This is a genomic window from Halalkalibacter alkaliphilus (assembly GCF_023555415.1).
GTDB classification, from domain to species: domain Bacteria; phylum Bacillota; class Bacilli; order Bacillales; family Bacillaceae_D; genus Halalkalibacter; species Halalkalibacter alkaliphilus.
Map to the genome: position 1 here is coordinate 21,822 of NZ_JAKRYL010000030.1, position 19,951 is coordinate 41,772.

At 37.7% G+C, this 19,951-nt stretch carries 19 protein-coding genes and 1 rRNA gene; 3 read left to right on the plus strand and 17 right to left on the minus strand.

Translation table 11 applies throughout. From position 1 onward, the window contains the following. Positions 1-5: 5 nt before the first annotated feature. Entirely contained in the window at positions 6-1,232 is a 1,227-nt protein-coding gene (locus MF646_RS20465; RefSeq protein WP_250098359.1) for a dicarboxylate/amino acid:cation symporter, read from the minus strand. Between the two features lie 684 nt (positions 1,233-1,916). Here MF646_RS20465 and MF646_RS20470 point away from each other — a divergent pair. Beyond that, positions 1,917-3,197, plus strand: a complete 1,281-nt coding sequence (locus MF646_RS20470; RefSeq protein WP_250098360.1) for an alpha/beta hydrolase — start codon at positions 1,917-1,919, stop codon at positions 3,195-3,197. 229 nt (positions 3,198-3,426) lie between these two features. Continuing rightward, on the plus strand, positions 3,427-3,705 hold the full coding sequence (locus MF646_RS20475) for a thiamine-binding protein (protein ID WP_250098361.1): 279 nt from the start codon (positions 3,427-3,429) through the stop codon (positions 3,703-3,705). A 165-nt stretch (positions 3,706-3,870) separates the two neighbouring features. Here the strand turns inward: MF646_RS20475 and MF646_RS20480 are convergent, their stop codons facing one another. The 5 genes from MF646_RS20480 to MF646_RS20500 all read right to left on the minus strand — a co-directional run bounded on the left by MF646_RS20480 (position 3,871) and on the right by MF646_RS20500 (position 8,538). Beyond that, positions 3,871-4,248 carry a DUF1761 domain-containing protein gene (locus MF646_RS20480; protein WP_250098362.1) on the minus strand — a complete coding sequence of 126 codons (378 nt, stop codon included), beginning with the start codon at positions 4,246-4,248 and terminating at the stop codon, positions 3,871-3,873. Positions 4,249-4,475: 227 nt separating this feature from the next. After that, positions 4,476-5,252 carry a MerR family transcriptional regulator gene (locus MF646_RS20485; RefSeq protein ID WP_250098363.1) on the minus strand — a complete coding sequence of 259 codons (777 nt, stop codon included), beginning with the start codon at positions 5,250-5,252 and terminating at the stop codon, positions 4,476-4,478. Positions 5,253-5,400: 148 nt separating this feature from the next. Further along, entirely contained in the window at positions 5,401-6,342 is a 942-nt protein-coding gene (locus MF646_RS20490; RefSeq protein WP_250098364.1) for an SDR family NAD(P)-dependent oxidoreductase, read from the minus strand. A gap of 62 nt (positions 6,343-6,404) precedes the next feature. Further along, entirely contained in the window at positions 6,405-6,983 is a 579-nt protein-coding gene (locus MF646_RS20495; RefSeq protein WP_250098365.1) for a TetR/AcrR family transcriptional regulator, read from the minus strand. 400 nt (positions 6,984-7,383) lie between these two features. Beyond that, on the minus strand, positions 7,384-8,538 hold the full coding sequence (locus MF646_RS20500; protein WP_250098366.1) for a Gfo/Idh/MocA family protein: 1,155 nt from the start codon (positions 8,536-8,538) through the stop codon (positions 7,384-7,386). 586 nt (positions 8,539-9,124) lie between these two features. Between MF646_RS20500 and MF646_RS20505 the strand changes: the two genes are divergently transcribed. Further along, on the plus strand, positions 9,125-10,120 hold the full coding sequence (locus MF646_RS20505) for a DUF3231 family protein (RefSeq protein ID WP_250098367.1): 996 nt from the start codon (positions 9,125-9,127) through the stop codon (positions 10,118-10,120). 113 nt (positions 10,121-10,233) lie between these two features. Here MF646_RS20505 and MF646_RS20510 read toward each other — a convergent pair whose 3' ends face one another. From MF646_RS20510 to rrf, 11 genes are all read right to left on the minus strand, one after another. Further along, on the minus strand, positions 10,234-11,139 hold the full coding sequence (locus MF646_RS20510) for an AEC family transporter (protein WP_338035522.1): 906 nt from the start codon (positions 11,137-11,139) through the stop codon (positions 10,234-10,236). Positions 11,140-11,192: 53 nt separating this feature from the next. Next, positions 11,193-11,486, minus strand: a complete 294-nt coding sequence (locus MF646_RS20515; protein ID WP_250098369.1) for a putative quinol monooxygenase — start codon at positions 11,484-11,486, stop codon at positions 11,193-11,195. A gap of 85 nt (positions 11,487-11,571) precedes the next feature. Further along, positions 11,572-12,714 (minus strand): mandelate racemase/muconate lactonizing enzyme family protein, encoded by a 1,143-nt coding sequence (locus MF646_RS20520; RefSeq protein ID WP_250098370.1) that lies wholly within the window; start codon positions 12,712-12,714, stop codon positions 11,572-11,574. 38 nt (positions 12,715-12,752) lie between these two features. After that, a complete protein-coding gene (locus tag MF646_RS20525) occupies positions 12,753-13,454 on the minus strand; it encodes a GntR family transcriptional regulator (RefSeq protein ID WP_250098371.1) in 702 nt (233 codons plus the stop codon). Positions 13,455-13,545: 91 nt separating this feature from the next. Next, positions 13,546-14,289, minus strand: a complete 744-nt coding sequence (locus MF646_RS20530) for an MBL fold metallo-hydrolase (protein WP_250098372.1) — start codon at positions 14,287-14,289, stop codon at positions 13,546-13,548. Positions 14,290-14,383: 94 nt separating this feature from the next. Next, on the minus strand, positions 14,384-15,664 hold the full coding sequence (locus MF646_RS20535; protein ID WP_250098373.1) for a TRAP transporter large permease: 1,281 nt from the start codon (positions 15,662-15,664) through the stop codon (positions 14,384-14,386). Between the two features lie 107 nt (positions 15,665-15,771). Next, complete coding sequence (locus MF646_RS20540) at positions 15,772-16,245, minus strand: TRAP transporter small permease (RefSeq protein ID WP_250098374.1); 474 nt, start codon at positions 16,243-16,245, stop codon at positions 15,772-15,774. Positions 16,246-16,367: 122 nt separating this feature from the next. Then, positions 16,368-17,396 carry a DctP family TRAP transporter solute-binding subunit gene (locus MF646_RS20545; RefSeq protein WP_250098375.1) on the minus strand — a complete coding sequence of 343 codons (1,029 nt, stop codon included), beginning with the start codon at positions 17,394-17,396 and terminating at the stop codon, positions 16,368-16,370. A 239-nt stretch (positions 17,397-17,635) separates the two neighbouring features. Beyond that, positions 17,636-18,046, minus strand: coding sequence for a VOC family protein (locus MF646_RS20550; RefSeq protein ID WP_250098376.1), 411 nt, complete (start codon positions 18,044-18,046; stop codon positions 17,636-17,638). A 73-nt stretch (positions 18,047-18,119) separates the two neighbouring features. Continuing rightward, a complete protein-coding gene (locus MF646_RS20555) occupies positions 18,120-19,151 on the minus strand; it encodes an alcohol dehydrogenase catalytic domain-containing protein (protein ID WP_250098377.1) in 1,032 nt (343 codons plus the stop codon). Between the two features lie 621 nt (positions 19,152-19,772). After that, positions 19,773-19,888, minus strand: a 5S ribosomal RNA gene (gene rrf / locus MF646_RS20560). Between the last annotated feature and the right edge of the window lie 63 nt (positions 19,889-19,951).

Genomic DNA, 19,951 nt, shown 5'->3' on the forward strand with positions numbered 1-19,951 from the left:
AACTCTTACGCTGTTTCTACCTTATCTTTTTCACCTTCGCTACGATCAACAAAAACAGCACATGCTGCGTCTCCAGTAATGTTAACTGCTGTACGAAGCATATCAAGGATTCGATCCACGGCTAACACGAGCGCAATTCCTTCAACTGGCAATCCGACAGATTGTAAAACCATGGCTAGCATGATCATCCCAACTCCAGGGACTCCAGCCGTTCCGATACTAGCAAGTGTGGCCGTTAACACAACGGTCACTAACGCCCCTACTGATAATGGCTCAGCAAATACTTGCGCAATAAACACCGTCGCAACAGCTTGCATGATCGCCGTACCATCCATGTTAATCGTTGCTCCAAGCGGCTGTACAAAACCAGATACGGGCTTCGACACACCTAATTTGTCCTGAGCAGTTTTCATGGACAGCGGAAGCGTTGCATTACTACTTGATGTACTAAACGCCACTGTCATAGCTGGTGCAAAGTTTTTAAAGAAATGTAGTGGGTTCATTTTTCCTAAGGCATAAACGACACCCGAATACACAACAGTCACATGAAGAATCAACGCTAACACAACACAAAGCATGTACATCGCCATCGAAGATAATGCATCTAATCCTAATTTTCCAATGGCTGATGCAATTAGACCAAAGGCTCCATATGGCGCAAGCTTCATCGCGATCGTAACAAGGAACATCATAATTTCATTTCCTTGCTCCATCAATTTGTACATCCCACTTGTTTTTTCACCAAGATGTGCAAGAGCAAAACCGACAAAAATAGCAAAGAAAATGATTTGCAGCATTTGACCTGTTGCTAATGCATCAATTGGATTGGTTGGAATGATGTTTAATAATGTCTCCATGACCGGAGGTGGCTCTGTTGCTTCAAAATTGGCCTCTTCAGTCCCCATTAATCCCTCTTGTCCTGGCTGAATGGCTAACGCTACTCCAAAAGCGATACATAGTGCAACAACAGTAGAAATTAAATAAAACCCTACCGTCTTGATTCCGATACGCCCAAGTTTTTTCGTATCACCCATTCCAGCTGTCCCAAGGACAATCGAAAAGAAGACAAGTGGCACCACCAACATTGTAATAAGCTTTAAGAAAATTTGCCCTAACGGTGTTAATACATAAGTGTCTAAAGGTACAAAAGCTCCAGGAGCAAATAAATTAAATCCAAGCCCTACAGCTACCCCTAGGATAAGTGCAATTATTATCTTTTTTGTTAATCCCATTTTTCTACTCCTCTCTTTCATGATGTAGTAACTCTCATTAGATGCTGCCAGTTTTTTTCGACAAATACTATGATTCCATTTTATTTACGTCACGTCAACTTTATTTGTAATATAATCTTACGTAATCTCTAACCTCGCTCAGTTACTGTCCAACTCTTTAACTTTTCTATCGAAACACGCTAAGGCAATTCCGCCACACTTTCTAGAATAGAAATAATGAGTATTTATTATAAATAAGAAGCTAAAAATGAAAAGGCGCTTCATCAATTTAGCACTAACTACTTTAAGACATATTTCACTCTTCCGATAAGGAGAACCCAAATGGTAAATAGCCCAATTCATAACAATAAATATTTACACTTTTTCATAAGAGCATTAATCATCGCCAATTGCGCATCCATTTTACTAGGCCTCATTTACATCATAACGAAGACGTCACATAGCTTGTGGAATATATATGGAGTACTCCTGCTCATTACACTTTTAGGAAACGTCACTGCCACGCTATTTCACACCAAACACAGAAGCTTAGATTATATTTATTTAGTTCTTACTATTATTTCAATGCTACTCCTACCTTTACTGAATAGAAATGCGTCTGAAGATGTTTTGAACACAACATCACGCAGTGTTATTTCAATAACTTTGCTTTTATCTCTACTCGTTCTTGGGGGGGTTTTAGCAGTGTTGAAATTACGACCTTTCAAAAAGACAGACGAAGCTTCATCATATGAAATAAACCGTACACTGAGGATTACCATTCAAATTTTACTAAGTGCTTTTTTAGTACTAGGAATTTATTTAGCGTATCAATTAATTACAGGACGAAGCGCTGATAAAATTGAAATGGTACTTCCGACAACCTCTTTATTTATCAGTATCATTTTTTTCACTATTTCAATACTCATATTAAAAATGTTGCATAAAAAAACGAAAGCATTCGTGAAAGCAACAGTTATCATCATTGGGCTTTCATTAACTGTTATTTTCAGCTTACCTTTAGTGATAACACTAGCGACTATCCAAAATGTTGAATCTAACTATATGAAAGCATTTGGAGTCAAATCAGCCGACATTATTCCAGCAGAGAAAAAGCAGTACTTCACAGATACTCCTTTTGTGCTTCCTGATTATTTTTTTGGCGCAGCATCAGGGGATCATCAAGTAAAACAAGACATTCTCTATTTTGAAGGAACAACTGGTATTGATAAAGGGATTCGGCTTCACTTTGATGCATATATGCCACCTAAACATGCTGAGGAACTTCCTGGGAATCATACAGTATTAATTAGAATTCATGGTGGTGCTTGGACAGCAGGTGATAAAGGTCACTTAAACAGAGCACAAATAAATAAACATTTTGCAAGCCTCGGTTATGTCGTGTTTGATGTGCAGCATGGTCTCAGTAACGAAGAACGGCTTTTTGAATTTCTCGAAGTACCAGCAAATAAAGTTGCCGGCTTTTCCGTTGATGACATGGTTCGTCATATTGGCATCTTTACTGACTATTTAGCAGAACACTATGAGGAATATGGAGCAAATTTAGACTCTGTGTTTATCTCCGGAAGATCCTCAGGGGGACAAATAGCGAACGCTGTTGGGCTAGGATCAAAAAATAGACAACACAACGTCTTAAATCGAAACCTTACAATAAAAGGAATTATATCTGTTTATCCAGCCAACGGTTTATCAAAAAAAGCTGGTATAGAAGGAACAAGGGAAATAATAGACCCAAGCCTTTTAGTGAAAGAAGATAGCCCGCCAGCTTTAATCTACCAGGGAACTCACGATGGTTTCGTCGATCAATCTGTATCAAAAAAATTCAACCAAACCTATTCCGAAAAATCGAAATCTGCTTTAATATTGCTTCCACTTGCTGGTCATGCGAGCAATACATATTTCTCAGGCTACTACAACCAAGTATTTATGTATTATATGGAACGGTTTATGTATCAACATCAATAACTCCCAAAGAGATGTCTTTGGGAGGTCTAATTATATTAGCGTTTTACAAAAAACAAATAGGGTATAAGACTATTACATATACGAAAGGAGTTGGTCATAATGCACCATCTAAAAAGTGACCGAATCTAGTAGGATCATTGACCTCCATACTGGCACTCAAGAGATTTACTTCCGGGAAACCAGTTAAGCAATATAAAACATAAAAACGATAACGATACAGAAGGGATGGATGAATTTAATGGCTACTGTTACAGCCGGGTTCCAAATTTTACCCAATGGAAAAGATATGCATACTGGTGGAATAATCCCCGAAGTACTTAATTTAGTGAAAGAATCAGGACTTGAATTTCATATTGGTCCAATGGAAACCGTAATTGAAGGAGAGTTAGAAGAAGTATTCGAAGTAATTAAGGAAGCACAATTTATTGGAGGTGCACCTGAATGCATTACGAATATAAAGGTGCATTATAAACCAAGCGGTGTTGCGATAGAGGATAAAATGTATTAGAGATACCAAGTAATTAAGAGTACATTTGCATACAAAAACGCTCGGGAATAACATAAGCTTCAATCCCGAGCGTACTTTTTGTGCCGCGAAACCATTATCGTCAGCTAGCATTGTCCGTTATCCCTCCCTTATGCAACGAGAAGAACCACACCATAAAAGCTATCACTAAATAAAAAACATCATAACCGTTCCAATGATTGTAAGAGCAATGAAATGATACCCTACTGCGATCAAATAAATCGTTGTAGGTTTTTTACTATTTGTTCCTAATCCAAAGATAAAGTCTTTAGCATAGGCAAGAGCTACTATGATCCCTACTGCACCACCAAGTAATGCTCCATCTACTAAGGTTTGCGCTTGTGATAAATGTAGAACGCCATACATTACAATAGAGGTGAATAACGTCACCAAAGTTAGCATCCCATAATTGGGTTGTTCGGGCTTAATATTTAATAGATCTACCCATCGATTTCCTAACACAGAATAATAGATCATTCCACTTACCATGTATATTATGACTCCGGTTAAGACTGCTAATATCACATAAATCCCTACTTTCACTTTTTTATGAATCACAGGTCAGAGGTAATTTTGTCATAACTTTATTGAATACTCTTATCCCTTTCCTATTACTTGAAATATATTATCACAAATGATGACCTTTTTGCTGATTCCTTACCCAAATTAAACTAACATTAAATGAAAAAGACCAAATCCTGAGATTTGATCATAAAACGCCTTATTTGCTATTACTCCGCTCAGCCTGTTATTCATGACGTTCCCTCTTTATCCATTCCTAAATAAATCAAAACAGCCTCCCGCAAAAATTGCGTTCCACCTTTAACTGTCTTGTCATAGAAAGCCGTGAAGCGTTCGTCTGCCACATACATTTCTACAAGACCAGCATGTGCTTCTTTGGAATAGCTAGGCCATGAAAACAAAAGCCACTCTTTGTGCTTTGCAGCTAGCTCCTGTGCAATATCGGATGCGGGGTCTTGGGTTTCATGTGCTCTTTTAAGCAACACTAAAATTTCAGTTCCTAAGTTCGTCATAGCCTCATAGTCTTCTTGAGACATGCCCCTTAATTTTGCATTGCTATTATTTACAGTATCTTCTCCATATTTTTTACGAATTTCTTCCCCATACTTGTGTTCGTTTTCCTTAATCATCTTCTCTTTCAGGCCTTCAAATTTTTCTTTGTCCGGCACCGGCTTACCTCCTTGTTTACTTATGATGGTCTTCTCTACCGTCGCCATTAATGTGTCAAGACGGGCACGTTTCTTTTCTAAATGGCTGTAATGGTCTTTTAATGCGGCGATTTGATTAAAGGTTGGCTGATTAATTATGTTAATAATCTCATCTAGACTTACTTCTAATTCGCGATAAAACAAAATCTGTTGCAGCCGGTCTACCTCTTTTTGCCCGTAAATTCGATAACCAGAAGAATTGATTCTTGCCGGCTTCAGTAGTCCAATTTGATCATAGTAGCGAAGTGTACGGCTACTAACCCCTGAGAGCTGTGCCAATTTCTTAACTGTATATTCCATATCTTCCCCCCTGACAATTCTTATCATAAACCTTTACATTACGTCAGGGTCAAGAGAGAAACTATACTTTCATAAAAAAACGGTCTATCCCAAAAAGGTCTGAATTTGACCATAGGGATAGACCAGAAGCTTATGCCCTCAAAAAAATCTAGTTTGTTTCCTTTTCCCTCATCCAATTTATCGTCGCCTCGATGCCTTCTCTGTATGGAGTCCGAGGCAATGAGTTTATTTCCTTTTCATATTTCTCACCACTAAGAATGACTGGCTGTTCAGTTAAATACATCATCTCCACCATTTCCCTCATAAAAGGTGAAAAAATACCGATCATACGAATCATATTAGTTGATACTGACCTGACCGCTTTTTTGTACCCTGTGATGTCTTTTATAATAGTCATCAACTCTTCCCCTGTTATGGGATGTGTTGACGGAACGTTCCAATTTTGATTGTATGTTTCTTCCCGAAGTGCCAATTCAACCATCGCTTTTGCTCCATCGAGGTTGTAGAGATATTCTCTGCCTACGGTCTTACTTCCAACGAAGTTTGCTTTTTTATTTTTTACGACGTACTTAAGCGTTTCGTGGAGAATGGTATTTCCACAGTTGGGTCCATATAAATCAGGCATATGAACAATCAACGTCGGCACATCACTTTCTTTCAATCGACTTTCCATCTCTAACCTTATTTTTCCTTTTTTCGTATGCGGCTCCTTCTTCATCTGCTCGGTCACCATTTGTTTGTTTTGTCTTCCATATGCGTAGACGTTATCCACCAATGCAATCTTTGCCTTTTTAGCTCTCGCCACATCTAACATAACATCAATACAAGGAAGATGAGTTTCATCCCAATCTGGATATGGAAAGCTCACGGAATGAAACATTACATCAACACCATTAGCTGCTCGCGTTAATTCACCTTGTTTTAATGCATCCCCAGGAAAAATGGTTACATTGGATAGGTTCTTATAAAGAGATTCGAGCTTTTCTTTTCCTCTTGAGAAGGCCACTACTTCAATCCCTCTTGAGAGTAACTCATGAACTAACGCATATCCCATTCCACCTGTTGCCCCAACTACTAATGCTTTTTTCATTCCCACCTAACCCCCTCTTAATTAACCACTGGTCAATAATACTAAAAATATATGCTCTAACATCAAGAAGGTTGACTTAGAGCTTTAGCAATAAATATTACGTGTAAGTGAGCAACGTCTTTTGCTTCTTCAAAATTAGCTACATATCCACGATAATGAGATACAAAACCGTGTAACGAAATAAACGCTGAATAAATCTCACTAATCTTTAATTGCTTATCTGATAAGGATTGAACTGACTGGGAGAATTTTTGATAACAAAGATTTGCAGCTTCTTGCGATAATCCATCTACCTCGTTATTTCTCATCATAAACATCAGTTCATACTGACTTTGATTATTTAAGCCAAACTCAATAAAGCGGAGAAAAATACTTTGAAGTTTAGCCTGAGGCTCACCAGGACCATCAACAAATTCTTCCATCAGCTTATTCAAGTTCTGAAAATATTCTTTTATCACCGCATAAAATAGTTCTGCTTTGTTTTGAAAATGATAATAAAGCGCACCATGACTACAACCAAGTTGTCTAGCGATACTACGCATGGATACTTGATGAAAGTCCTTCTCAACAAATTGAGTTCGTGCTTCATTTATGATCATTTCTTTCGTAAGTTCCTGTGAAGTTGGTTTGCGGGGTGACATAGTCTCCTCCTTAACTTAATTAACCACCGGTTAATAAGATTGTAATGTAAAGATATGGATATTTCAAGCGGAATTTCCGGAATTGATGTTTCAATATTTCGATTATAAAAAAATCTTACTGTCCAAGTTGAGGGATTTTCTGTCGGAACTGTTCAATTTACTGTCCAAACTCGTTAATTTGCTATCCAAGCCCCAAAATTAAAAGGCTCGACACCAATGCGAACCTTTAATTCTTATAAAAAACCTAGAAAGCCCCCTACACTAAAATAAAAGAGCTCTTACAATCATTGAAATGGCTTCAATTGATACAAAGATAACTTTTAATAACGTTAAGAACAATAAAACAATTCCCAAAATGCGAATGCTCTTGCTGTCTTTTATTTTACACCATAGATATTGACTAACTTTTTTCACTAGAAGGGAAATTTACTGGCAAAGGACTTGGCCTTTCACAAGTACTGGTAAGAGTATAAAACTTCCCTTTGCTAGAGGATTCTAGCAGGCCGATCATTGCCTCAAGTGAGTGATAAGCCATTTCAGCACTGGCTCGTTCCGGTCGATGATCACGTATAGCATACGCCATGTCTGCAAGACCTAATCCGCGAGAGTCTTCATTAAACCCATGTGTAACCTGAACTTCTTCCCATGTCTTTGGACTTTCACTTCTTGGCAACGTACGCCAACGTGATGTTTCATTAGTTCTAACTAGTAAAGGCCCCCCAAAGAGATTCGGTCCGTCAAGAGGGTCGACATCAGGAATGAGTAACGTCCCCTTAGACCCATAGACTTCCATCCTTGGTAGCTCAGAATCCCAAACATCAAAACTAGCCATAATCGTTGCAACGGCCCCATTTTCAAATTGAAAGTTACCAGAAATATGAGTTGGAACTTCTACATCAATCGTTTCCCCTAACCTTGACTCAGTATGAACCGCTCTCTCTTCAAAAGTCCTTCTAGCATATCCACAACAACTAGATATCGGACCAAGCAACGAAATGAGTGCAGTCATATAATAAGGACCAATATCTAAAAGAGGACCTCCTCCAGGTTTATAGAAAAAATCTGGGTTCGGATGAAATAATTCTGGACCTCGATGCCCGACAAATGCACTTGCCCCTACAATCTCACCTATTAGTCCCTCATCCATTACTTTTCGAGCGGTTTGGAGTCTTCCGCCTAAAAACGTATCAGGTGCACATCCTACACGAAGCCCTTTTTCTTTTGCAAGCTCAATGATTTTTTTCGCGTCTTCTAAATTGGATGCAAGAGGCTTTTCTGTATACACATGCTTCCCTGCCTCAAGAGCTGCAAGGTTATATTCTGCATGCACCTCTGGTATAGTTAGGTTCAAGATAATATCCAGGTCAGGATCAGCAATTAATTCATCTATCGTACAAGCCTTTGGAATATTATACTCCTCTGCTTTCCTGTTGGCGTTTTCAATATTACGACTTGCACAAGCCGTAATTTCAATAATATCAAGCGTTTCACATACTTGAAAATAGATGTCACTTATATCACCACAACCTAGTAGCCCCACTTTGAACGGTTTCAAACGAATCCCTCCTGTAACATAAATCATTTAATAAAACTATCTTTATGAAGATTATAGCTCACAATAAGAAGAAACCTCTTTATAAAATCAAGACTTAACTTTGTATTTTCAAGACTTCATCAGTGTTGAAAGTAAAATTGAAACACTTCCGCCGCTAACCTTTAATTAAATATTCTATCCAACACTTATCCATAACTCGTATTTTATAATCTCCTAAACAACAAGAGGGGTTGTCTAAAAAGTCGCTACATCTTTTAAAAGCCTTGAAAGAAGTGGGTTTCTCCTCTCTAAACGACTAGCGAACAGAGCTCTTTTACGACTTTTTAGACAGACCCTTACCTCTAATCAAAATAATGATCTTCAAAGAAGATTACATAGTGTAGATACTTAGAAGTTTAGAGGAATATCCCCTAAGCTTTTTCTATTTAACACTAACGATGAATTGTGTGTTATTTTCTTCGCCTTTAACACTTAATTATATATGAATAATCTCCTTTATTTTATTCTTTCACTCAAAGCAAAGAATAAATATGTAAAACACAGCCAGACTATATCATTAGATGTTGTACATAAGGAGAGACATTAGATGAATGAAAATCACCACACTCGGTTAACGTCTTCAGAAATTGCCGCACTTTGGAGTAGTTTTCAAAACAATAGCATGTCGGTCTGTATTTTTAAGTATTTTATAGAAAATGTTGATGACCCAGAAATTGAATCCATCGTTGACTATGCACTTAAGATATCAGAAAAAAACCTTAGCCAATCGGAAAAAATTCTTAAGGAAGATAACCAGCCAATCCCAGTTGGTTTTTCAAATAAGGATGTAAGTCCCTCTGCTCCACGCCTATATTCAGATACGTATTATTTGTATTATCTTAAAAACATGGCAAAAGTTGGGCTGTCTGTTTACGGGGTTGCATTGGCAACAAGCGCTAAACCAAGCGTCCGAGAATTTTTAAGTCAAGCAATACAATCCTCTACAGATCTATACAATAAAACAGCGGACCTTTTATTATCAAAGGGGCTTTTCGTTAGACCACCTTATGTTTCAACTCCTGCTGAAGTAGATTTTATTGATCAAAAGAATTACAAAGGTGGTCTATTAAATATAAATCGTAGACCCGTAAATGTGATTGAGATCACCCATGTTTATGCCAATATAGAGACAAACTTAATCGGACAAATTCTTTTAATGGGTCTTGCTCAAGTTGCTAAACCTAAGAATGTTCGTGAATATTGCTTAAAAGGGGTCGATATAGCCCAAAAACATATAAAAGAATTCTCATCCATTTTAACGAAAGACGATGTTCAAGTCCCAATGCCATCTGACCTTGAAGTTTCCAACTCAACTTTAGCTCCATTCTCAGAGAAACTAATTATGTTTCAATCATCTCTGCTAATACAGTCAAGTACATCAAACTATGCAACAGCTGCAGCAGCTAGCTTAAGAACAGATATAAGCACTACATACGTTCGTTTAGCAGCAGAAGTGGCAACCTACGCTAGTAATGGTGTGAACATCATGATTGAGAACAGCTGGTTAGAAGAACCTCCTCAAACAATTAAACGAGAGCATTAATCAGTCCTATCTTACATTGAGGTAAGATAGGACTGTTTTTCATGGATATAGGTCCGTACATTCTACTGACAAAGCGGATATTTTTTATTTATACGTGAATCCCAGCTTGTAAATTAAAGAAATAAAAACAATAAAGGCAAGGTAATCAAGCTTAAGGTGGTCGTAAGCAATGTTAACAGTGAAACGAAATCAGGATCAACATTAAACTGTAGTGAAAACATTGTTGTATTAGCAGCAGAAGGCATTGCTGAAATAATCAAGAGAACGGTTCCTAACATTGTACCTAATAGGCCCATTAATGAAATAATTCCTATCATAAATAATGGAGAGATTAAAAGCCTAAGTCCAGCCACTAAACCAACAGGCGTCCACTCCATCTTCTTAGCTTTAATAGTTGATAGCTGTATACCTAGAACAATCATAATTAAAGGAATTGCTGCTTGAGATAACAAGGTCATTGTGTCTATAAGAAGGTAAGGTAATGGAACACCAGCAACCTGAAAAAAAATCCCTAAAAAACTTGCGAGTAGAACAGGCATCTTAATGGTCTTAATAAGGGAACTCTTAAAAGATACATGATCGTCCCCTCCACTAGCAGCAATATAAACGCCGAAAGTGTTCATTACCAAATCCATCATTACCATGATCATGAGCGCATACACATATCCATCTTGACCTAATGCAAATAAAACTACAGGGACTCCGTAGTTACCACCATTCATAAATAAACCTGATAGGACCATGGCATGTTTTCTCTTCCTACTGCTACCCGTTAGACGAGAAATTATAACGATACTTAAATATAAAAGAATATAAAGACTTCCAATAGCAATAAAAATATTTAAATGGTTTCTTGTTAAAGGGGTCTCATAGAATGCGAGAAACACTAGAATAGGAAAAAAAACGTTAATAGCAACAAAGGATAAGGAGCGAATATCTAGTTGTACTCGTTTCCCTATTACAAAACCAAGAGCAAAAACGGAAAAAACAGAAAGGATAATTAGTAAAAAATGAATGATTGATTCACACCCCCCAACTCAAGAAAACCAGCATTTGCTGGTTCACAGTTCTCTTATCTCACTTGTTCTGCATAAAATGCTTCCACTTTTGTTGGTTCAGCCAAAACATCAGTGATTTTAGATACATATTTTTTGAAGTATTCAAATCCCTCGTGTACCGTCAGTGAACCTTCGTCCTTCCACTTTTCAACTAGAACGAATAGGTTCGGGTCCTTCGCTGATTCTAATAATTCATAACTAATATTCCCTTCCTCTTCTCGAGAATACTTCACAATTTCATTAGTCATATTTAAGAATTGTATTCGTTTGTCAGACAAGACATGTAGGTAGGCGTGAATAATAACCATGAACCCTTTGCTCCGTTCATACAGCCTGTTGTCTTTTTTATAAACAGGCTGTTTTTAATATTGAGAGCTTTGTATATTAAAACTGTTATACACTTACAGTAGTTTGATCTATTATGCTTTCTTCCATTAAATAATGTTTAATTGCTTCTTCATCCCATTCAATTCCTAGCCCTAGGCTATTTGGTGGTGCTAATGTTCCTCTAGGTGTGAGTTGGTATGGATTAGAAATCACTAAATCAAAATTCGTTACATCTGTTCCAATAAACTTCTCAACATAAGCTACTTCTCTTGCAGCACATGCAAGATGAACGTGAACATCCCAGAAATAATGTGGAGCAACTGTCACACCTTGTGCCCCAGCTAACGTAGTAATTTTCATCCATTCCGAAACACCCCCACACTGTGTTGCATCATGCTGAACGTAATCCAAACATCCTTGCTTAATCATTTCTTGGAATTCCCAACGGGTTGCCCCAATTTCACCAGTAGCTAACGGGATGGATGTTTGTCTTTTTAAGCGATTATAGCCTTCTATCATATCCATAGGCATTGGTTCTTCAAAAAATGTAATATCATGTTCTTCAATCCGTTTACAAAGATCCATACACTCATTCACATCCAAATAAGATTGATTGGCATCAACCATAAGCTTTATATCTGGACCGATAATGTCTCGAGTCAATGCCACCCTTTTTGCTTCTGTACTTGCATCGAGACGACCGACCTTAATTTTTATAGCCTTATACCCTAAATTTACATAACTTCGAATTTCTTGTTCGAGTCTAGGAAACATATCCGCACCCTCGTAATAGTAACCACCCGAAGCATAACATGGTACTTCATCCCTGAAAGATCCAAGCAATTTGTGTAATGGCATCCCTGCTGCTTTCGCTTGATGATCCCATAAGGCTATGTCAATGGCAGATAAAGCGACCAATACATTTCCACGCCGACCTGCTCTAACCGTTTGAAAATACATTCGATCCCATAGTTTTGCTATATCCCTAGGATCTTCCCCAATTAACATCGGACCTAATAATTCATCTACAACAGCTTTTGCAGGCTTTGCACTTGTATCTTGTAGACAGAATCCCACACCTTCGATTCCTGCATCGCTTTGTATACGGACCATTAAATGTTCGCGGTGCTTCAACGTTTTGATAGAGAAACCTACTGGATTTTCTAAAGGAATTCGTACCCATTGTGAAATTACTTTGGTTATTTTCATTTATAACTTCCTTTCACATGATAGATTTTCCAAAATGGTTATGCTTTTTCATCACCTTCTGTATCCTGAATGCGACTCAGTAGTGACTTTCCAGCGTCTATTATGTGGCTTTTAATTTCCTCACAAGCTTTTTCTAGTTCTCCACTTTCCATAGCACGAATTAATTCTTCGTGAACATCAACGACAAACTCAAATGACTTAGAGTAATTGGGATCAATCGTAATTGTATAAAACACATGCTTATAACGAAGTGGGTGCCAAGAACGATACAGTTGTTCATGGCCTGCAGCTCGGACCAGTACTTCATGAAATCTAGAGTCAAGTTCAGCAAGCTCTAGTTTATTTTTTGAGTGTACTGTTTCTCCCATTGCTTTATGAATTTCTCTAAGCGAATTTATCGTTTCATCCAAGTTTCGTTCAAAGACTTGCCTCATCGCAAATTCCTCTAACGTAGCTCTTAGTGTATATAGTTCCCAAACATCTTTGCGATTGAGATCCATCACAAATGTACCTCTATATGGAATCGTCTTAACTAAGCCTTCTTGTTCTAACTGACTTAGCGCTTCACGTATTGGTGCCCTACTAATTCCAAGGTTTTGTGCAAGTTCCACCTCCACAATTCGTTTCCCTGGTTCCAAAAGACCTTGAGATAAGGCATTGATAATTTGGTCCGCAACCTGTTGTCGAAGGCTTTTCGGACGGCCAATTTCTTTCCAAAATGAATTATTCATCGTTTCCATGTTGTCCCCTCTTCCTTATTCTTGGATCAGCTAAAAAAAACAGCTGAATTTCTAGGAAAATAAGAATTTTAATCACTACCAAAACGTTAATCTAGCATTCATAAACTTGTATCTTAATTTGATTTTTTTGTTGGGATGAAACAAGATCTTTACCAAGATAAATAGTTTCTATCGCTTCTTCCATTGCTATCCATTGATCATTCTTTCTCATTAAAGGGACATCATGACCAGGATAAATGACTTGAGCTCTATCCTTAATTTTTTGAATGGACTTTTTGGCTAATTCTTTATTCCACGTATTTCCTAATGGCCCATGTATGAGTTCACATCTATTTTTTATAGCATCGCTTACTAAAAGCTTCCCATTAATATCAAGTGCAATCATTCCTGGGGTATGACCAGGTACATGTAGAATAGTCATCCCGTCCACTTCTTCACCATCAAACACAAAATGAAGACTTTGCCACTTTTGTATTTGTTCAGGATGAAAATCAGGAACAAATACATCACTTTTACTGTTAAGACCATAATACAATTCTTTTTTGTTCAGATAGATCGTTGCTTTTGGAAAAAGTGTCCAATTTAAAGCATGATCAAAATGCAGGTGACTTAAAAAAATACCATTAATATCTTCCTTATAAATTCCTAAAGCTTTCAATTTCTCTAATAATACTAACCGCTCATTATAACCAGCAGTATCAAATAAAAAATTCTTACCATTAAGTTGAATAAGGTAAATGCTACTCCAGCCTAATGCCCCTCTACTGGAAGCTGCAGGAAACCCAAAAAATAAGGGAATGATCTTCGAACCTTTAATATTTTCTTTTTTTTTCAAAAATATATGCCACCTCCATCTTCCTAAACCATTTTATCACCTTTTTACCAATTTTTAACGTAACATTTCGATTATCTAAATATACTAGAGTTAACTATTTCATAAGCCATTCCAACGGGACGGTAACAATTGCAGGGAACAAAATTAGTAACAATAAGACAATGATGTGGACAAGTAAGAACGGCCAGACACCTCGTAACATATTCTCCATGGATATTTTTCCAACTCCACTTGCCACTACTAATACAGTTCCAACCGGAGGCGTTAGCATGCCTAGACAAGCAGCAAGTATAAATACTACCCCGAAATAGACTGGGTCAATGCCCGCCATTTGAATGATTGGCATTAGGATAGGTGTTAAAATTAAAATAATAGCTGTTAAATCCATAGCTGTACCAATTAGCAATGTAAATAAGACAATTAGCAAGAGTAGTAAGAACTGGTTGTCACTGAAAGGTTCAAGTAATCCTGCAATGGCAGAAGGAATATTCGCTACGGTCATTCCCCAACCTAACACCATCGCACCCGTATAAAGAAACATTACGACACTTGTTATTTTTACAGTTTCAATTAAAGCTTTATATAGCTCTGGCATTTTTAACTCTCGATAAATGATCGCCCCAACAAACAGAGCATAGAACGAGGCGATCACCCCTGCTTCAGTAGGTGTAAAAACCCCTCCACGTAAACCAACAATAATAATCACAGGTAAAAATAATGCCCAAACTGCTTGTTGAGTAGCTTTTAAAATTTCTTTCATTGACTTTCGCGGCAGGACATCTACCTTATCCTTGCGAACCATAATCGACCAAGCGACAGCTAAGCCTAAACCTAACATAAGCCCCGGGACAATCCCAGCCATAAACAGTTGTAAAATAGATACCCCACTCGTTACCCCAAATATAATCATTGGTATACTCGGAGGTATAATCGGGGCAATAATTCCTCCTCCGGCAATTAATCCTGTTGACCGATTCCGATCATAACCTGCTTTTACCATCATTGGAATTAAGATAGCTCCAAGTGCGGCAGTATCAGCTACAGCAGATCCAGACAAACCGGCAAAAAGAATACTACCTAAAATAGCAACATATCCTAATCCTCCACGCACATGACCAAAAAGAGCAAGGGCGAAATTCACAATTCGGTTTGATATCCCACCGTAGTTCATTAATTGACCTGCTAGAATAAAGAAAGGAACAGCCAACAGTGTAAAACTACCAGCACCATTTATCAGACTTCGAGCGACATTTTGTGTATCCATAATATCGAGGAAAAACATCAAACTAATTCCACTGACTAACAAGGCAAATGCTACCGGAATCCCTAATAAGATCGAACCTAAAAGCGTAATAAGAAAAATTGCCGTTGACACATCTGTCACCTCCGTATCCTTTTTAAATCATGTGAAACATCACATTTTAAAGGGGTGGTAAAAAAATGTTTGAATAAATCGGTGTACTACACTACTAATCACTACCGTTAGGAAAATGAATCCTTTTGAAAAATAGCTTTGTAAATGTTCATAATAATGACGATTGCCATACCAAGACTCATTACAATACCTACTCCATACAAATATGAATAGGGTAAACCAGAAACAGGTGCCCTCATATTCATATTTAATATAGTAAGTTTCCAGCTCCCAGCTAAAATGATCCACAGTATATAAAGGATAATAAGGTTGACAAGAATGGCTACCCCTCTTCTAAGATTTGTAGGTAACCTTTTCGTTAAGAAGTCTATACGTAAATGTTGATTGTCTACTAAAGCTATAACCGCTCCGAGAAAAACGAGCCAAACAAATAAGAATTGAGATATTTCTTCTGCCCAAGTAATACCAAGGTTAAAATATCGTAATATTACGTTCATAAATACAAGGATGGCAATCAGTGCCATACAAGTAGCCATCGAGTAGTTTAGAACCTTATTCAATATTGAAAATTTCTTAAGCATAAACACTCTCCTTTCGAAGAAAAAATTCCTTACGAATTATTCATTACTAGAAGGTAGAAAGGGGATCAAGGTTTTATAAAGAAGATGGGGAAATGTTGTTAGACACTTCCCCAAAATAGGGTTTATTGTCTCGCTAACTCAAGTAATTCTTCTCCAATTTGATCTCCATATTTTTCATAAACAGATTGGGTAAGCTCTATAAAAGGCTCTTTGTTTATTTCTCTAACAATTTCCATTCCTTCTTCTTCCAATTTCTTCAGACTTTCTTCTATATCATGATCGATAATTTCATACTGATAATCGCGTGCAACAAGTGAAGCTTCATCAACAACCTTCTGTAGATCATCTGGAAGTCCTTCATAGAAATCAAGACTCATAAGTAACGCACCTGTATTATAAAAATGTTCGGTTAGACTTAAGTAACTCTGAACTTCCTGAAACTTAGAGCTGTGGATTAGTCCAACTGGATTTTCTTGACCATCTACTACTTTCTGCTCAAGTGCAGTGAATAGCTCTGTAAAGGGCATCGGAACAACGTTTACCCCAAGGGCTTCCATAGAATCTATGTGGACTTGGTTTTCTGCTACTCTTATCTTTAATCCTTTTAAATCATCTGGTGAATGAATAGGCCTTACGGAGTTCGTAACGTTTTTAAAACCATTCTCTCCCCATGCCAACCCTTTAATCTTGTGATCTGGTAACAAATCAAACAATGCATTCCCAAGGTCGCCACCAAGCTTTGAACGTGCGTCTTCTGTATCTGTAAAAATATATGGCATATCTACTACAGAGAATCTAGTGTCAAGAATAGGAAGTGTACCACCGGTAATAACAACTTGGATATTATTAGTTGGTAAACTTTCGACTAACTGTCTATCATGACCTAATTGACCACCTGGATATATATCAACTTCAATTCTACCTTCGGAATTTTCTTCAACAAGCTCTTTCCACTTTTCTGCAAGTTTATGAAAGTAACTTTCTGTATTTCCAACATGGGCAAACCTAACGTTATAGATATCCTGACTGACATTACTATCTCCGGAATTGTTAGCGTTAGTAGAAGTATTTTCACTACCACCATTTCCACAAGCAACTAAGCCAAGTACAACGACTGCTGACAGCATGATAGAATTTAGAATTTTTCTCAACTTATTGACCTCCCTATTTTCCCCTTTATTTAATTTCAATCATACCGAGAACCTCGTAACTATGTGAATGACTGAAGCTTCTCTTTTTTAATGAAAACGCTATTAGATTTTTATTGAACAAAACCTTCACCCCTTAAGAACTGTTAGATTAGTTGGTTAACAGTTTTTATTTCACATGACTCAAACATGAAATAGCTCCTAAATGGGATGAAGGCTGTTCCTCTAGATTAAACTAATAATTAATTATCAATCTGTGATACTTCTATAACGTTACCATCCGGATCGTGGAAAAAGATCTGATACCATCCCTTAATTGACCACTCTCCATAATCAGCAAAAGGAATTTCATTCTCTTTCAGTCGACTTTTTATTTCTTCTATATCATCGACACGGAACGCAAGATGACCTTTTAGAAGCGGATTAACAAAATGACCTGTAGTAAAAGGTAGATTAGGTTCATTTTTGGCAATGTGAAGCTCCGCTTCCCCTTCCTCAGCTGTTAAAAAACGGACGTTTCCACCATATTGGTTTGTAATCCTAGAATCGCCAATCTCATTTTTATCCTTTAAACCAAGAACTTTTATATAAAAATCTGCCATTTTATCAATATTAGAAGTACTAAAATTCCCGTGATGTAATGTTATTTTCATTTAATTCCACTCTCCTTGAAATTTAAATACTTTAGTCTAAATTATTTTTAAGAACCAAAATCAATGAAAACCGTTAAGGTCGTAACAAAACTTTTGTCCCCTCACCACTAGCTGCAATTCGAAAAGCCTCTTCATACTCTTCTAGCTTGAAACGGTGAGTAATTGCTGGTTGAACATTTAATTTATCATTTTGAATCAACTTTTCCATAAGTTCCCAAGTGTCCCACATAATACGACCGTGAACTCCTTTAATCGTCACTTCTTTGAAAATAATGTCTTGAGAAAAGTTTAAGGATACATCACCAGGAAACAGACCAACCATAACCATTGTTCCCTTTTTACGTAAGTACGGTAGTATGTCAGATACCGCCCTATTGCTTCCTGTGGTCTCAATAATAACTTCAGGTCCTGACGCAGAGGCCGAAGTGTCAAATAGAGAATATGCAGATGTTTTCAGAGGATTCCACAATTGAAAATCCCCACATAAGGAAGCTACTTCTAATCTTGTATCTTTTATATCACTAATAGTAACCTGCTTTGCTCCTAAAGCTAAGCTAGCGCATGCAGAAAACAACCCAATTGGTCCTGCTCCTAAAACAACTACATTTTTCCCTTTAACGTCGCCAATTTGAGCTGCGTGTACCCCAACTCCGACAGGCTCCATAATTGATGCTATTTCATCAGGAATAGATTCAGGGACCTTGCGAGCACATATTGCAGGAACAACAGCGTAGTCAGCAAAACATCCATTAGTGTGAACACTGAAGATCGTCTCATTCTCACAAATATGCATATTCCCATTATGGCACAACCTACAATCTCGGCACGGAATATGAGTTTCAATACAAACTCGATCCCCTACTGAGAGCGAAGTTACTCCTTCTCCAAGTTTAACTACCTCTGCTACACATTCGTGTCCCATAACATTTCCTTGCTCAATTCCCAAACCTGCAGCCCAATCGTTCCAGTTAAAAATATGAATATCTGTACCACAGATAGCAGTAATTTTCACTTGGACTAATACTTCATTGGCCCTTGGCTCTGGCATAACCTTAGTTTGCATACTTGCTCCGGGTGCTTTTTCACTCTTTGTTAACGCTTTCATTTTATTCCCCCTTTTTGAACAACTATTGTGGTCGGAAACACTATGATGTGATTTCAAAGAAATAGAGTACTGGTATTTTTTTCTGAGGTGTGAACTTTGTGAGGTAAAGTGCTAGGATGAAAGCTGCGTTGTAATTCGTCGATTGTTAAACTGTCGACAGTTTATTTTGCCGTTGATTAAATATTAATTAATTTTCTCAAAATTGTCAATATTTATTTTACAGGGGGACATGGAGTAGTTTCAGGGTGCCTTTTCACGATGTAACCATCGGCCTACTCGGAGAAGATGTTGCTCCTTCGGGCGTTCTACTAACATGCAGCTTGGATACCATCACATCTATTTCCATGCTTAGCGTGCCCTGCCTGGCAACGTCCTGGCTCACCCTTTCTCTTCTACGGGGATGATTACTCATGGAGTTGTTCTAAGAAGTAACTCACGTTGTGTTACGAAGAGAAAGGGTTCGTCTCACAGGGGGACATGATGTTTTTTCAGAGAAGTATACTCACGTAGTAACCATCGGCCCATTCGAGGAAGATTCTGTTCCTTCGGAACAGAGCTCTTCAGCACCCCTCTACTATTTATGCACATAAAAAAGCATTCCTCAACGGAATGCTTTGGGGTGCCTGGCAACGTCCTACTCTCACAGGGGGAATCCCCCAACTACCATCGGCGCTGAAGAGCTTAACGACCGTGTTCGGCATGGGAACGGGTGTGACCTCTTCGCTATCGCCACCAGACTATTTTGAGAAAATACCTAAATGGTTCTCTCAAAACTAGATAATGCTTTATAGAAACGTATC